Source organism: Fructilactobacillus florum DSM 22689 = JCM 16035 (genome assembly GCF_001436645.1).
GTDB classification, from domain to species: Bacteria; Bacillota; Bacilli; order Lactobacillales; family Lactobacillaceae; genus Fructilactobacillus; species Fructilactobacillus florum.
This window is the reverse complement of sequence record NZ_AYZI01000002.1, coordinates 147,447-163,813: the sequence shown is the minus strand read 5'-3', so window position 1 is coordinate 163,813 and position 16,367 is coordinate 147,447. Positions and strand designations below refer to the sequence as shown.

The window sequence follows — 16,367 nt, the reverse complement described above, 5'->3', positions numbered from 1 at the left end:
TTCGGTATTAACAGCAGTGAAAGTGTTATTTTAAGAAGATTGCAAGCTGTGTCTGGGTGAGGTTACCCGACCTTGGAGCCCGAGAGCCGCTAAGACCGTTGCTCCGACTTCACAAACAAATGGTTCATTAGAAAAATGGCGACCCTGGGTCTGCTGACGATCATAAATCATGACGGGCAAGCGCTTATACGTCGAAAAACCATCCTGTGACTGTGAATCACCAATCCGACTGGAAACCACCAACAGCAAATCATCTGCTCGCAAATTACCCATCAGCCGTTCTAAGGCTTGATCAACCCGGGTGAGGGAATCTAAGAAGGCGCTAAACTGCCCTGCTTCTCCAAATGATTGTAACTCTGGCAACTGCAGATAGAAAAATCCCTGGTCATTTTCTGCTAACTGTTCGTCCAATTTGTGGAAGCCAAGTTCATTGGTACAAACTTGAATTAATGTACTAAACTCTTGGGAAAACAAATAGCTTACCATCCGAGAAATAATCACTGATTTTCCGGTTCGAGCAGTTTCTTCAAAGACACTGGTCACTCGATAGGGCAATGAGCAATCAAACATCTCCCGCAATCCCGAAACCGGGCGGTTGACCAACGATCGCGTTCGGGTTAATCCATAGGTTGCAACGAGAGGAACCTGGGTTCCAACTTGAGTTCCAATGGCGGTTGCATACAAATTAAACAAACCCAGCCGATGCAAAGCTGGTAAAGCGAAGTCAGATGACTGATTTAAAACATGCGTTACCAAAGTATCATTGTCCGAATTATGGGTAGCCGACAAATTATTTACTCGTAACCCCAACGCAGCCAAATCTACCACTATTACGCGCTTATCGCTCACTTCCAACCCTCCAAAAATAAACATCTACTTGTTAATAATAACTTAAGCTTCATCTCCTCGCAATCTTTGCGTTAAAATAAACTTAGCTTACTAAAAAGAGGTGCAGACAATGACGAAGCTAACTAATTTACTAATGCTGGGTGATTCGATCACCCATGGCTTTAATGGGTATCATGACTTGCAACACAACATTTCCTACTATTTAAAACAGGAATTACCCAATTTTTGCATCACAAACGCTGGCATCAATGCCGGCAGCCTCTCTGGTCAACGTGAACGTGATCTGACTTTTCAGGTTGACCATCACGACTTTACTAAATTTCAGTTTGTCACCATCGCCTATGGTACAAATGATTTTGCCCATAGTACTGCTGGTTTGACCACCATTGGCAAAATTTTGCAAACCAACTTAACTAAAATTCGCTCAGAAAACCACGCTCTTAATATCATTGGGATTTTACCAACGAATCGTTACGACGGTAACATTGATAACTATCATGTCGAAGGACTCGGTCACTACACTTTCGAAGAACTCCTCACCGAATTAGAACGTGTCTATCAAACTAACGCAATTCCTGTAATTAACTGGCGTCAAGAAGCTCCCGAACTCATCACTGAAGATAACTTTAAAACTGCCCTCGCTGATCAGCGACTTCATCCCAGTGAAGCTACTTATCAAAAAATGGCTCAACTAATTGCCAGAAAAATCAAGCAAATCACCGGTCAATAGCTAGAATTTCTACCATATAAATAAATAAAAACAGCAGTCTGAAATGACTGCTGTTTTTATTTAACTTTTACCCTGGTGCTGGTTGATTTTGCGCCAGTTGATATTGTCCCGTTGGTAAATCTCGTTCAATTACCGCCCGGAAATTTTGACGTTGGGTCTCCCCAGTTGCTAACGTGGTTTGGAGTTGGTAATCAACCTGAGTTTGCTTTTCTGCTAGTGGCTGTACCTGCATAATTTCTAACTCGAGCGAACGGTAAAGCTGCTGTTGCTCGTGATTATGGTTAATCAGGTCTTGCAGTGGTTGATATGCATCACCATCACTTCCCCGTACCAACTTCTTTTTAACTAGTTGCCCATCTAGATCGTGCTGATCATTGGTTGCATCTAAAACTCCCGACCAAACCGCTTGGAGAAGCGTTCGTGCTTGGTCTGAGGTGGCAATATTTGCAAACCGATAGCGAATCTGGCGTCCTTGATCATGACTAGTCAAATGGTGGGGTTCACTGGTCAGGGTGCCAGTTGGCGTCTTAATCACTAATCTAGTAGCGGTTAGTGGCACATTATCAAGCTGACCGCGACCATCACTACCAATAGTCCCAAGCACCTGTCCAGCTGCAATGACTTGTGCTCCAGCTGGTCCCAGTGCCGTATATGAAACCAATGGCAGTCGCAAATTAATCACTTGCGGTTGATTTTTAAACAAATTCACAGTTTGTGTATTTTTTACCACTTGCGGTGCGTTCCTTAACTCAGCACTCAGCTGGTAACGACCGGGCAATTGTGGCGCCAGGCGCAAGCTCCCGTCATCCGCGGTCTGACCCACTTTTTGCTGATTCAACCGAATTGTCACCTTAGGTTTTTCAGTTTGGACAAGCGGGTGAACTGCTTGAGCTTGTACCTGATACTTGGGAAAGATGCCCCAATAGCGCCCGTGTTTAACTACTAAAAAACCAGCGGTGGAGCTTCCATGTTGCTCCAAATCGCGCTGTAGGCGCGTTAACTGTTGGGGATGTTGTTGATAATAACTCAGAAGTGGTCGCACTGACTGTGCGTTTACTTTTACCCCAGCGGTGGATGTTAATTTTTGCATAATCACTTTATTTTGATTATTTTTGATTCCTATCATTAATTGATCAATCTGGCGTTGTCGCGAATATAGTTGGCTACCTGCATACCAACCACCGCCAAGTAACAAACAACCGAATAATAGAAACCACCACTTAAGCCGGGATGATGGAGCCCGATGTTTTCCGCGTGCCATAACAATCCCCCTTAATGTAGTTCATCTTAGCATAACCACTACCTAACAAAAAAGCCAATCAACAGATTGACTTTTTAAAATTTAATTTAGAGCGGCAACGTAGCGTTCCTGACCGGAATAACTGGTATATTTCAACCAAGTCAACCCGCCTGCCTGGACTTTCCCTTGATAGTGAACGTATTCTCCAACCGTATATTGAGCAACGATTGGGGCATTCACATCAGGAGCAGTTCGAACATTTGTCGTTGTTTTAAAGACATAAGTTCCAATGGAAGTATTGCTAAATGATTTTCCCGCCGGGGTAGCTGGTGTTGGTTCCGTGCTAGTAGGTGTCTGCGAGGCAGTCGGTGCCGAGGCATTATCCTGACTCGGTGCCTGACCGTTATTAGTATCAGTAGCATCCGGATTATGCTGCTGATCTTTATCATAGCCTGTATAGGCTGAGGCATAACCACTAGACAATGACATCGCTGGCTGGGTGCTCTCAGATGTCGAATCCGCAGTTGTCGAGTCATCAGTCACATTTCCATCTCCAACCGGTCCTGTGTAATCATCTGGAGCATCAAATGCTTCCTGGTCGATTTGTTGTAATCCATATCGTTGTATACAACTAATTAGGGTTTGCGCGTACTCTGGCGAGGTTGCATATCCATCCTGATGCAATAATTGGGCGACCTGCGTATAGTCTCGAATCCCCAACAAATTACTATATCGACTATTTCCTTTCAAAAAGGCACCGTAGTCTTGAATACTAGTCGACCAATCAGGATAGGCCCGGAAAGAATCGTTAATCGATACGTAGCCACCACCCTGAAATTCCTGCGTGGGTAAGCTAACCGATTGCCCATTATAACTGCCTTTAATACCAAATAAGTTGTGATATTGGGATGCCAATCCAGACTTACCCCAACCACTTTCAATAATTGCCTGGGAAATTGCAATCGAAGGCAAAACGCCACTCTGCTTCCATCCCTTAATTGCTCCCGGTTTGATTTGATTGATAAAATCCTGCTGATCTGGAGTCAACGGCACCGATCCAGTGCGGTTGGCATTGACCTGCGAAGCCGGGAATACATCGGCTTGGGCTGGCTGACTATAACCAAGCACCATTCCACCAAGAACTACTGTTGATAATAGTAGCCAGTTCAATTTATGGGCTTCCATCGAAAAACAACTCCTTTCCGTGACAGCTAGGTCACTAATTAATAATACGTAAATAAATTGTTACTTATTTTTTAGTACATAAGATCTTATCAACATCAGTTTAGTGTATTACAATAAAAAAATCAACCAGTTAAAACAAAAAAATAGCTTTTCTTAATAATTTTTTAAAGATTATATTTGAAGCAATTAACTAGCCCGAGGGCACCAAGCACGGTGCACCTTTTAATGAGTTATGGACCAACACGATCGCTGTTAAATCAAGGTTTATAACCCCTAGTCACCAATCTACTTTGCCTGAAATTATCTTCCAGTTATCGCTATAATAATTTCCGATTTGCCCGAGCAAAAGCAACAATAATCACACACAACAATCCCTTACTTAGGGAATAATGAACTGCAATCTTTGTTTAGAATTCCAAAAATGTAATAATATCATACCCAATCTAAAAGAGCCATTTTAATGACTCGGAGCTATTTTCTCCTGATTTCATTAAAATGACTCTAATGTTTTATCTCATAGTGCGTATCCCGGACTAGTCAAGATGACCATCATCCGCATCTAACTCAACAATTTTCCCAGTTTCACAGTAAATTAGATATTCTGCTAGATTAACGATATGATCGCCAATCCGCTCTAACAAGCGAATAACCATCAAATAACTAGACGCCGCTACTGCTGTTTCCGGGTTGGCCAAGATTCCCTCCGTAATAGCCGTTCTCGTCGTTTGGTAGTAGTGATCAATCTTACGATCCTCTTGAGCAATCTCTGGAGCAATCGTCGCATCTAGTGTTGTATATGCATCTAGAATTTGCTCCAACATCTTGCGAACATGTTTAGTAATCTTTGCAATCACCGTTTCTACATCAGCGATTCGCGGGTTTCCCTTTGCTCGAAGAGTTTCTCTTGCAATCGTTCCCGCATTATCACCAATTCGTTCCAAATCTGAAGCTGCTTTTAGATAGCTGATGATGATGCGAAAATCACTAGCTACCGGTTGCTGCAACGCAATCAGGTTCATGGCCTGTTTCTCAAGTTTGGTTTCGTTTGAGTTGACATCCGAATCACCGTCAATGACTGTTTGTGCCAGTTTTACATCATGATCAATGTATGATTTCGTCGACTGGTAGATTTGTTCACTTACGTCTACCCCCATCTCCGTAAAACTCTGACGCAACTTTTCAAGTCGATTTTCAAAAATAGTAGCCATCATATCCCCCTTACTAATTTAGCCAAATTTACCATTTAAATAGTCACTAGTTGCTTCTTTTTCTGGATTTAAAAATAATTTTTTGGTCTTCCCATACTCAATTAAATCACCATTCAGCATAAATGCGGTCTTGTCAGAAATCCGTGAAGCTTGTTGCATACTGTGCGTCACGATGATAATCGTATAGTCAGTTTTGATATCTTGTAGCGTCTCTTCAATCTTGGCACTGGAAATGGGATCCAGAGCGCTCGTTGGTTCATCTAATAAGATCACCTCGGGTTGAACTGCTAGTAACCGGGCAATACAAATCCGCTGTTGTTGCCCCCCTGAAAAAGCAAGCGCATTCTTATTGAGCTGGTCTTTGACCTCATCCCAGACAGCTGCTTGGCGTAAGCTACTTTCAACCCGCTCTGTAAGGACTTTTTTATCAGTAATCCCCTGTACTCGCATTCCATAAGCAACGTTATCAAACACTGAGAAAGGAAACGGATTGGGCTGTTGAAAAACCATTCCAACCAGTTTTCGTAACTCAACCACGTCTTGTTGGGGACGATAAATATCTTGACCGTCTAACTCAAAACTACCCGTAATCGTCACGTTGCCAGCTAAATCATTCATCCGATTCAAGCAACGTAAATAGGTCGACTTCCCACAACCAGAAGGTCCAATCAATGCCGTGATTTCATGCTGATTAAAATCCAAATTAATCCCATGGAGGGCCTCTTTTTCTCCATAGTATAGATGAACGTCACGGGTCCGTAGGAGCGGTGACGTACTTTGCTTTGTCATTTATTTCTCCTCTTAACCAAAGTGTCCGGAAATATAGTCCTCGGTGGTTGGCATCCGAGGCGTTGTAAATAAGTGGGAAGTCTTATTAAATTCAATGACATGTCCTAAATGAAAGAATGCCGTAAAGTCACTGGAACGAGCAGCCTGCTGCATATTATGCGTTACGATAATAATCGTATAATCTTTTTTTAACTGCTGCATGGTTGCTTCAATCTTTCGACTTGAGATGGGATCTAGAGCACTGGTTGGCTCATCCATCAAAAGAATCTCAGGTTTGACAGCGATTGCTCGAGCAATACACAATCGCTGCTGCTGACCCCCAGATAAATCTAACGCACTTTCCTGTAACTTATCATGAACCTCGTCCCACAGTGCCGCTGCCCGGAGACTCTCCTCAACTCGGTTTGAAAGATCACTAGTCATCCCGAGTTGTTTTAAAGGGAAAGCAATATTTTCATAAATCGACTTGGCAAAAGGATTAGGATGCTGAAAAACCATTCCAATCCGACGCCGCACCTCGTAGACATTCACGGCTGCTTGATTAATATCAATCCCTTGATACTCAATTTTTCCAGTCACCCGAGCAATTCCATCATTTAACCGATTTAGGCTTCGTAAAAATGTCGATTTTCCCGAACCAGAAGCTCCAATGAGTGCTGTAATTCGATTACTAGGAAATTTGAGATTTGCATTAAAAGTTGCCTGATGGTTCCCATAGTAAACGTTCAAATCCTGCGTGGTAATCGCAAATGGACCCGCCGCCTGATAAAGATAGCTTTCATCCAAATTGTAAGATGCCATATTTTACCTTTCTAGGACTTTGTTCCGCCCATTTTTCGATACAAGTAACTACCAAGCCAACGCGACCCCAAAATAATAATCAGAATAACTATGATTAGCACCGCTGAAGCGCCACTAGAAATTTGCGTAGCATCCGGGGTAATCCCATCTGTATTTAATTTCCAAATATGGACAGCCAGCGTTTCTGCTGGGCGCATCGGGTTTAAAAAACTCGTCGGACTGAACGGATTCCAGTTCGTATAACTAATCAACGGTGCGCTTTGGCCTGCAGTATAGATCAGTGCTGCCGCTTCGCCAAAAATGCGTCCCGCACTTAAAATCACTCCTGTGACCAACCCGGGAATGGCTGCTGGTAAAATGATTCGGCTGATAGTTCGCCACTTTGACAGACCCAAAGCCCAGCCGGCTTCTCGTTGGGTTTGCGGAACAGCATGCAAGGCCTCTTCTGTATTACGGGTTAACAACGGTAGGTTTACCAACATTACCGCGATTGCTCCTGAAAAAATGGAGAAATCAAATTGAAATTTAATTACCAAAATTAGATAGCCAAACAAACCAATGACAATCGAAGGAAGTGAACTCAAAACCTCGATTATTGTCCGAATCACACTGGTCAAAAAATTAGGTCTAGCAAACTCAGATAAGTAAATGCCCGCCCCTAGGGCAATAGGACAAGAAATTAACAAGGTCAGTACTAAAATGTAGATAGAGTTAAATAACTGGTTAGCAATACCTCCTCCTGCTCCAAAGTCCTTAGAGGGCGAGGTTAAAAAATGCCACGAAACATGCGGTAAACCAGTTATTAAAATATCGCCAAGTAGCGCAATTAAAATCAATACGACGACACCAACCATCGCTTTAATCCCAAGCAGTGCCCACCGGTTGTTACGTTGCGCCGTAACGTTAGTCGATTTTTTCATTTCTGCATTTCTCCTCGTTTTCCAATCCATTTAATCAAAACATTGAAGATCACGGACATTAACAAGAGGACTAGCGCTAATGACCATAGGGCATTGTTCGGCAAGGTACCCATAATCGTATCACCCATCTGAGAAGTGAGTTGACTAGTCAACGTTGCAGTTGGAGTTACTAAACTGGTGGGCATCAATGCTGCATTCCCGATCACCATCTGAACTGCCAGTGCTTCGCCGAAAGCGCGTGCCATTCCAAAGACCACCGCCGTTAAGATGCCTGGCAAAGCAGCCCGTAAAATAACTTTATAAATCGTTTGCCAACGGGTCGCCCCCAGCGCAAGCGATGCACTCCGATAATAATCTGGCACTTGTTTTAGGCTATCGATTGTTAACGAAGTAATCGTCGGTAGAATCATCACAAACAAAACTAAGGATCCAGCCAACACCCCAAAACCGGTTCCACCAAACAGGGTTCGAATTGCCGGAACCACTACGATGAGCCCAATAAAGCCGTAAACTACGGAAGGGATCCCAACTAATAGTTCAATGACTGGTTGCAACAACCGTGCTCCCCGTTTTGGCGCTAATTCTGTCATGTAAAGGGCCACCGCCACCGCAAATGGCGTCGCCAGAATTGCTGACAGCAACGTCACTGCAAATGATGCCGTAATCATGGCAGCTGCTCCAACTTGTGGTTGCCCGTTTTTGCCTAGTTGACCAGGATTCCAAGCACTACTGAAGAAAAACTCGCGCAACGAAACATGATTAGTAAAAAACGTGGCCAACCCCCGAACGGCAATAAAACCAATTAGGGAAACCGTTAAGATCAAGATAAAAACAATACAAATCAAGCTAATGATTTTGCCACGCCGATCTTGTTTGGTAGCCGCACTTGGTTGCATTAGTTTTCGTTGAACATCATTCATTACTTGACTCCTTTCTTCGGTTGTTTCTGATGAATCTGACCATCCGCCGTAGCGTAGACCTTCATATCGTGAACACTAACATAGCCCGCCTTTCGAACTAAATTTTGTTGCGTTGCTGGTGATAAAATATAATCGATAAATTTCTGCGTTTTCTCAGTTGGCTTTTTGCTGGTATACATATGTTCATATGACCATAGCTGCCATTTGTTAGTTGTGATGTTATGATAATTGGCCACCACATGATTAATCTTAACTGGTTGGACATCCGTACTTAGGTATGGAAGGGACAGATAGCTAATTGTTCCTGGAGTATTGGCCACGATCTTCTTGACCGTCCCATTTGAATCTTGTTCTTGACTCTTGACGGCCTCTTGCCCATGAAGTATTTTGCTTTCAAATGTCTTTCGCGTTCCACTTCCTTGGGAACGATTAATCACAATGATAGGAACATTATGACCACCCACTTCTTTCCAATTTTTCACCTTACCAGTAAAGATCCGCTGAAGTTGCTCTTCGGAAAGGTTTTTCACACCATTTTTTTCATTCACGACGGGGACCACTCCCACTACGGCAACCTGGTGATCTTTTAGTTTGGAAGCCGTCACACCAGGCTTTTCTTGAGCAAAAATATCGGAATTCCCAATATTTACGGCTCCACTTTCCACCTGTCCGAGCCCGGTTCCTGACCCGCCACCTTGAACCGTAATGTTAGTTTCTGGGTGAACATGCTGATAATCAGTTCCAGCTTTTTGAACCAGCGGCTGTAGGGCTGTTGAGCCCACCGCCGTCACCGAGTTAGCTTTATCCTTGGTGCCACAACCGCTAAGTAAACTAAGACCAGTTATTATCGCTACTGCTGCCAGCCACGGTCTCGATTTCATAAATGACCTCCTAGTCATCTGACCCATTGTTTTTATTTGGTTACAAAACCAAGTATAATAATGGTGTGTAAATGTCAGGTTGTTTTCTTGTAAAGATTTCGTAAAGCAGACCATCCTTGAGGTGAATCCATGCAACATTTTACCCTAGTAACAAAGCAACTCTCGCTCGCAATCGATTTTAGTCAGTATTTTAGCGATCACGGATGCTTCGTCGATACCGTCGAGCATCCCAGTGATTGTGCAACTAAAATCCAACAAAAAAACAGTAGCGCCCTTTTTTGGGACTTATCTAGTTTCCCTTGGGACGCCAGCCAGCCAGAACTGACTAAGTTACGCGAACAATTCAAACTTCCCATTACCCTCATTGGTGCTTCTAAGCCGTTCATTGCTGCCTTTGCTGCTGGCATCGATGATGTCTTAACTTTACCGCTGGACTTTGAAACAACCTTTGCTCGGTTGCAACAGCGAATGCGCTTATATCAACCAACCACTTCCCCAAGCTCCCAGCAACCTATTCCTAATCATAAAATCATTCTTGATGACGTGACGATTGATCGTCAAAAATATAAAGCCTTCAAACATGGCCAAGACCTTGGATTGACTCCCAAAGAACTAAAACTATTAATTTACCTCGTCGAACAACGCCCCCGGGTTCTTAGTCGCCAACAACTTCTTGCCGGTGTTTGGGGAGACATCTACGATATTTCTCAAACATCACGGATGGTCGATATGCACATCAGCCATTTACGCGATAAAATTGAGCCCAACCCCAAACAACCCACCCGCATTAAAACTGTCCGTGGATTCGGCTATCATTTTGTCGGCAATTGCCAAGAAATATAATAATTATCGTTTCTTTTTAACTTTTACGTTGTTTTTAATTTAACACTATGTTAAGATTTTACTAATTAATTTCATTGTCGTGTAGTTCAGTTGGTAGAAACACCTGACTGTTAATCAGGATGTCGCTGGTTCGAGCCCAGCCACGACAGTTAGCATCCGCGAAGCTACCTTTCCATTTTCAACTTGGTCGAACTTTTGACCAACCATAAAAACCCCGCAACCTATTTAAATGGTTGTGGGGTTTTATGTTTAAAAAGGAACAGTGGCTACCAACGCTTCAAATTCATAACTGTAACTTTAATTAATGACGCTGAAACCATTGACAAATTAAGTAAACTACCGCTATCACGATCAAAATACCAATAATGTATATCAATCCATTAATTAGCAAAGCAAGTAATCCTAGCACGATAAATAACCAAATTATCCAACTACAACAATCCAATCGGAAAAAAGCATAAAAAATTAAAAAAACCAATAAAAACAAAATCAAAAACAAAACTAATCATACTCCTTAATGAAATAAATTAAGCAACCGCTTAAAAACTGCAGCTGCTCTCGCTACGAGGTCAGCCTGGGTTTGCGCGTTTGGATTGCGACTATGCCGAGCCCAACAATAGATTAAACTGACCGTTATAATGATAATTATTAAGATTAGTAATTGCTGACCGCGGCGACTATGGATTCCATAATAAATGAGACCTCGTAATTTAGTTAGCAAAGAAAATAATGTGTAATAACTCAAATTAGTTTGTACGCCTCCCGAACCTAAAAACTAGCATAGCTCTTATTATAAGCCTAAATTAGTTGTCAACAGCAGCTCAGACTACCAAAAAAAGCGAGTGAACTTTAATAAGTTCACTCGCTTTTTAATTAATAGATCATCAGAATCTAATTAATGACGACGTTTAGCAACTAATCCTAACGTTGCAAAGAGCGTCATGATAGCACCAATAATCGTTAGCAAAAGGCTGTCACTTTGACCAGTTTGGGGCAAAGTAGCTTGATTTTTAGCCATTCGACTCATTGCTACTTGCTTATCAGCTGATTGGTTCTTGTTGGTGTTGGTGTTAGCTGATTTACCATCAGTGTTGCTGTTGTTGTTGTTATTACCAAGGTTATCGGTCTTGTTACCACCGTTATTATTAGCATCATTGCCATTGTTATCAACGTTGTTGTTATTGTTATCAGCATTGCCGTTGTTATCAACGTTGTTGTTACTGTTATCGGTGTTGTCGTTGTTATTGTTATTGTTATTGTTATCAGTGTTGCCATTGTTATTATTCATGGCATCGAGTTTTGCCTTGGCATCATCAAAGGCGCGCTGAGCATCTGCCATTTTCGCATTAGCATCATCCAAAGCCTGTTGGGCACTGGTTAATTTATCAGTGGCCGTCTTTAAAGCCTGTTGTGCTTCCGCTACCTTGGAATTAGCATCATTCAAAGTTTGCTCTAAACCAGCGACCTGATCTTTCAAACCTTGCAAATAATTCGTGTAATCGTTGTTAATCTCAGTTAAATTACTGATTTTAGCATTAATGTTGTCCAAGTTGTCATTAAGTTCCGTCAAGTAAGCTTGATCATCATTTAACTTCTGAACTGCTTCACTATAACGTCGTTGAGCATCAGTATAGTTAAACTGAGCTCGATCATAGTTAGCTTTACTTTGTGCTAACTTTTCAGCACTAATTTCAGCAAACTGCTTAACCCAGTCAGAACCAGGGTTTCTCTGCAACATACTTTGTGCTTGATCATTTTGTTGCTGATCCCGGTTGAACTGCTCTTGAAGTGGAGTAACTTCACTCTGCTTTTGATTAACTTCTTGTTGCAAGTTACCAACATCATAGATGTCATTATTGATATTATTTTGCGTTTGTTTTTGTAGATATTCCGTGCTGTCCTTTTGCTTGTTTAAAGAATTAAGGCTAGCTTGGTTATCGTTAATATTTTGTTGGATTTGTTGCTGTTTCGCCTGATTGTCGTTGACAGCATTTTGGGCTTCTTGCTGTGTCTTTTGGGCTTGATCAACGTTTGCTTGGGCTTCTTGTTGACCCTTTTGAGCTTGATCAACATTATTTTGAGCAGCTTGTTGGTTAGCTTGAGCTTCTTGTTGTGCTTTTGCAGCAGCATCATATTCTTGTTGCGTAGCAGCCTGTTTATTATCTGCTGGCTGTGCTTCTGGTGCTTTAACTGCAGTAGCTTGGGAAGCAGTCGCTTCATTTTGATTATTTGAGTTTGTTGCGGAAATTTGATTAGCGGTCTGCGATTGAATCGTCGTATCAGCGGCGTTCTTAGCAGCTGGTGCCTGACTAGTCGTTGCTGGAACAGTAGCAGTCGTCACTGGTTTCGTTGTATCAGCATGAACAGCTCCTGTGCCAAGTGCCAGTGCGCTACTAAAAAACAAAACTCCCGAAGCCAGTTTCAATCCTGTTTTAGTACTCTTTGCCATATGTTTGTAGTTATTGTTAGCCATCATTTTTCTCCTATAAGTTGCAATTATATTGGCAGCTTGTTGTTATTCTACTTGTCTCCTTTCGTTCATTTTGACAATCAGCCACCCCGCCAAAAGCAGTCACCTAGTTATTGAAAACTAGTGAGAATTGTCAATTTCAAAAAGTATTTCCAGCATTCCGTTAATTAGTTTCTTCCGAAACGATCAACCAGTTAATTGTACCACATTAAATGACTTCAATTAAACATTATATAAATTAATTTGTACAAATAATAATTGCATATATAACAAATAACAACGTTTATAAAATAAAAGAGTCTCCATCAAAATTGATGAAGACTCCTTTATTTATTACTAGAATTTTTACTGCTTGATCATAGACTATTAACGGTAAACGCCCGATCTTCTAGCATCTGAATCATCGCCGTAAGTGTATCTAACGAGCTAAAAACCGGAATTCCGTGAGCAATGGCTACATTCCTAATTTGAGCTGCATCATGTTCACTCTTGCAATCCTGTGACACAGTATTAACCACTAACTGGATTTGTTTACGTAACATCATTGCTAGTAGCGCTTGATTTTCTCTAACTTTTTCAACTGACTGAACCACAATTCCTCGTTTAGTGAGAAAATGTGCCGTTGCTGGAGTTGCTAACAGTTCATAACCTAGATTTGACAAGCGTTGCGCCAGTGAGACCATTTCTGCTTTATCATCATCTTGAACCGTAATCAAAACCTTTCCATGGTCTGCTACGTGGATTTTTGCAGCTGCAAAAGCCTTATACAGTGCCTTAGCAAAAGTCTGATCACTACCCATTACTTCCCCAGTTGATTTCATCTCCGGTCCTAACCGACTATCGACTTGGTTCAACTTAGAGAATGAGAACACGGGCGCTTTAACATGAATCAATTTACTCTCAGCAACTACCCCAGTTTGATAACCTTGTGAGACTAAGCTCTCCCCGAGCAGAGCTTTTGTCGCCAATTGTGCCATTGGAACCCCGGTTACCTTGCTTAAAAATGGCACCGTCCGACTTGCCCGTGGATTAACCTCAATTACGTAGGCCTGCTCATCATGCACGACGAATTGCAGATTCATTAGACCGACACAATGTAATGCTTGGGCTAATTTTTTTGTCATAGTGATGATTTGCGCTTTAACTGCCGTTGATAATGTCTGCGCTGGATATACTGCCATCGAATCACCCGAATGTACCCCGGATCGTTCGATGTGCTCCATAATCCCAGGAATTACCACCGTCTTACCATCACAAATAGCGTCAACCTCACACTCTTTGCCAGTTAAATATTGATCAATCAGAACCGGATGGTCATGAGAAACTCGGACAGCTTGTTGCATATAGTCTTTTAAAGCAGCTGGCTTGTGGACGATTTCCATTGCTCGCCCACCTAGGACATAACTTGGACGAACCAAGACAGGATAGCCGATCTGTTCGGCAATTTGTAACGCCGCCGTGGGAGCTGTCGCCGTGCCACCAACCGGTTGTCGAATCTGTAGCTGGTTAATAATTTGATCAAATTCGTCACGATCTTCTGCACGATTAATATCTGCTACCGTCGTTCCTAAAATTTTAATCCCCTGAGCGGCTAAGGGAGCGGCAAGATTAATGGCAGTTTGCCCCCCGAATTGTACCACCACCCCTTGTGGCTGCTCTAAGTCAATCACATTTAAAACTTCTTCAACCGTTAGCGGTTCAAAATACAATTTATCCGAGATTGCTGCATCTGTAGAAACCGTTTCCGGATTATTATTAATCACGATTGCCCGATAGCCCGCTTGCTGGATCGCTTGAATAGCGTGAACTGTGGCGTAATCAAATTCAACTCCCTGCCCGATGCGAATGGGACCAGAGCCAAGGACGACAACTGCTGGATGTGTAAATGCTTGACTTTCATTTTCCTGCTCGTACGTACTATAAAAATACGGTGTATTTGAAACAAATTCACCAGCACAGGTGTCAACCATTTTATAAACCGGCATCACTCCCACTTGTTTTCGCAGAGTTCGAATCGCCTGCGGGGTCGTTTTCCAAAGCTTTGCGATGGTCGCATCGGCAAAACCTGCTCGCTTAGCCGTCCGTAGCCAGGCTGGGTCAGCTCGGTTGGCTATCAAGTCCCTAGTAATTTCTAAAATATGCAAGATTTTATCCAAAAAGAAGCTATGAATCTTGGTTAGCGCGGCTAGTCTTTCTAACGAAAAGCCCCGACGAAAGGCTTCATACAAATAGAACAATCGATCATCTTTTGCCGTCTTGACCCCGGTGATGATGGCTGCTGTTGAATAGTTCGCAAGTTGTGGATCAGCTAAGTCAATCAAATCAATATCAAGTGAACGAATTGCCTTTAAGAGTGCCCCCTCAACGGTTCGATCAATGGCCATGACTTCGCCCGTGGACTTCATCTGGGTTCCCAATTGCCGATCAGCCTGGCTAAACTTATCAAACGGCCACCGCGGAATTTTGCAGACCACATAATCAAGCGCTGGTTCAAATTCTGCATACGTGGTTCCTGTAACTGGATTCATAATTTCATCGAGATGGAGTCCGACGGAAATCTTAGCCGCAATTCGCGCAATCGGGTACCCCGTCGCTTTGGAAGCAAGCGCACTCGAGCGGCTAACCCTAGGATTAACTTCAATCACATAATACTGCATGCTATCTGGGTCAAGCGCCAGTTGCACATTACAGCCCCCTTCGATTTTTAAGGCACGAATAATATCAAGCGCTGCGTCTCGCAACATTTGTACTTCGTCATCAGACAGGGTCTGGATCGGAGCAAAGACAATCGAATCGCCCGTATGAATTCCTACTGGATCAAAGTTTTCCATATTACAAACGACCATCGCATTGTCAGCATGGTCCCGCATGACCTCAAATTCAATTTCCTTATAGCCAGCGATACTTTGCTCCACCAACACCTGTGTCACTGGCGACTGATCTAACCCGGACTCTGCAATCGCTACCAGCTCTGCTTGGTTATGGGCGATGCCTCCACCACTCCCTCCCATCGTAAAGGCTGGTCGAACAATCACTGGATAACCTTGTGCTTTGGCAAACGTCACAGCCTGGTCAATATTCGTCGCAATCTGTGATTGGGGAACTGGCTGATCAAGTTGCTGCATCAATGTCCGAAATGCTTCTCGATCCTCGGCCTGATTAATCGCAGCTAACTTGGTTCCTAACAACTCAATGCCTAATTCTGTCAATGTGCCAGCATCTGCTAACTCTTTGGCTAAGTTAAGCCCCTGTTGCCCGCCTAACGTTGGCAGAATGGCATCAGGGTGCTCCTTACGAAGCACTTTTTCCACGAATTTACGCGTTAGCGGTTCCAGATAGACCCGGTCGGCAACTTCTCGATCAGTCATAATTGTAGCTGGATTCGAGTTAATCAAAACAACCTGATAACCAAGTTCTTTCAGTGCTAGGCAGGCTTGGGTGCCAGAATAATCAAATTCAGCAGCCTGCCCGATGATAATTGGTCCCGAACCAATCACCATGATTTTGTTAATATCTGTTCTTTTAGGCATT

The 16,367-nt window shown here is 42.8% G+C and carries 13 protein-coding genes and 1 tRNA gene; 3 read left to right on the top strand and 11 right to left on the bottom strand.

Going from position 1 to position 16,367, the window contains the following annotated elements; translation table 11 throughout:
* Window positions 1-30: 30 nt before the first annotated feature.
* Window positions 31-849, bottom strand: a complete 819-nt coding sequence (locus tag FC87_RS01770; RefSeq protein ID WP_009167008.1) for a phosphopentomutase — start codon at window positions 847-849, stop codon at window positions 31-33.
* Window positions 850-958: 109 nt separating this feature from the next.
* On the opposite strand from FC87_RS01770, the gene FC87_RS01765 reads away from it, so the two are divergent.
* Complete coding sequence (locus tag FC87_RS01765; protein WP_009167007.1) at window positions 959-1,579, top strand: SGNH/GDSL hydrolase family protein; 621 nt, start codon at window positions 959-961, stop codon at window positions 1,577-1,579.
* 67 nt (window positions 1,580-1,646) lie between these two features.
* Here FC87_RS01765 and FC87_RS01760 read toward each other — a convergent pair whose 3' ends face one another.
* The 8 genes from FC87_RS01760 to FC87_RS01725 form a co-directional block, all read right to left on the bottom strand.
* Window positions 1,647-2,840, bottom strand: coding sequence for a zinc ribbon domain-containing protein (locus FC87_RS01760; RefSeq protein ID WP_009167006.1), 1,194 nt, complete (start codon window positions 2,838-2,840; stop codon window positions 1,647-1,649).
* An 81-nt stretch (window positions 2,841-2,921) separates the two neighbouring features.
* Entirely contained in the window at window positions 2,922-4,004 is a 1,083-nt protein-coding gene (locus tag FC87_RS01755; RefSeq protein ID WP_009167005.1) for a glucosaminidase domain-containing protein, read from the bottom strand.
* A 533-nt stretch (window positions 4,005-4,537) separates the two neighbouring features.
* Window positions 4,538-5,212: a phosphate signaling complex protein PhoU gene (gene phoU, locus FC87_RS01750; protein ID WP_009167004.1), complete on the bottom strand. Its 675-nt coding sequence runs from the start codon at window positions 5,210-5,212 to the stop codon at window positions 4,538-4,540.
* An 18-nt stretch (window positions 5,213-5,230) separates the two neighbouring features.
* Window positions 5,231-6,001 carry a phosphate ABC transporter ATP-binding protein PstB gene (gene pstB / locus FC87_RS01745; RefSeq protein ID WP_035421515.1) on the bottom strand — a complete coding sequence of 257 codons (771 nt, stop codon included), beginning with the start codon at window positions 5,999-6,001 and terminating at the stop codon, window positions 5,231-5,233.
* A 12-nt stretch (window positions 6,002-6,013) separates the two neighbouring features.
* Entirely contained in the window at window positions 6,014-6,802 is a 789-nt protein-coding gene (gene pstB, locus FC87_RS01740; protein WP_035421514.1) for a phosphate ABC transporter ATP-binding protein PstB, read from the bottom strand.
* Between the two features lie 11 nt (window positions 6,803-6,813).
* Window positions 6,814-7,722 (bottom strand): phosphate ABC transporter permease PstA, encoded by a 909-nt coding sequence (gene pstA, locus FC87_RS01735; protein WP_035421512.1) that lies wholly within the window; start codon window positions 7,720-7,722, stop codon window positions 6,814-6,816.
* Window positions 7,719-8,642, bottom strand: coding sequence for a phosphate ABC transporter permease subunit PstC (gene pstC / locus FC87_RS01730; protein ID WP_009167002.1), 924 nt, complete (start codon window positions 8,640-8,642; stop codon window positions 7,719-7,721). Before pstC ends, pstA begins: the two co-directional genes overlap by 4 nt.
* The gene (locus tag FC87_RS01725; RefSeq protein WP_009167001.1) at window positions 8,642-9,523 is read right to left on the bottom strand and encodes a phosphate ABC transporter substrate-binding protein PstS family protein; all 882 of its coding nucleotides are present in this window, start codon (window positions 9,521-9,523) and stop codon (window positions 8,642-8,644) included. The genes pstC and FC87_RS01725 overlap by 1 nt, the downstream gene beginning before the upstream one ends.
* Window positions 9,524-9,652: 129 nt before the next feature.
* On the opposite strand from FC87_RS01725, the gene FC87_RS01720 reads away from it, so the two are divergent.
* Both FC87_RS01720 and FC87_RS01715 read left to right on the top strand, forming a co-directional pair.
* Window positions 9,653-10,366, top strand: coding sequence for a winged helix-turn-helix domain-containing protein (locus tag FC87_RS01720; protein ID WP_054690850.1), 714 nt, complete (start codon window positions 9,653-9,655; stop codon window positions 10,364-10,366).
* Between the two features lie 75 nt (window positions 10,367-10,441).
* Window positions 10,442-10,515: transfer RNA gene (locus tag FC87_RS01715), tRNA-Asn, on the top strand.
* A 746-nt stretch (window positions 10,516-11,261) separates the two neighbouring features.
* On the opposite strand, the gene FC87_RS01700 is transcribed toward FC87_RS01715, so the two are convergent.
* A complete protein-coding gene (locus FC87_RS01700) occupies window positions 11,262-12,839 on the bottom strand; it encodes an LPXTG cell wall anchor domain-containing protein (RefSeq protein ID WP_054690856.1) in 1,578 nt (525 codons plus the stop codon).
* Between the two features lie 353 nt (window positions 12,840-13,192).
* Entirely contained in the window at window positions 13,193-16,366 is a 3,174-nt protein-coding gene (gene carB, locus FC87_RS01695) for a carbamoyl-phosphate synthase large subunit (RefSeq protein WP_056961415.1), read from the bottom strand.
* Between the last annotated feature and the right edge of the window lies 1 nt (window position 16,367).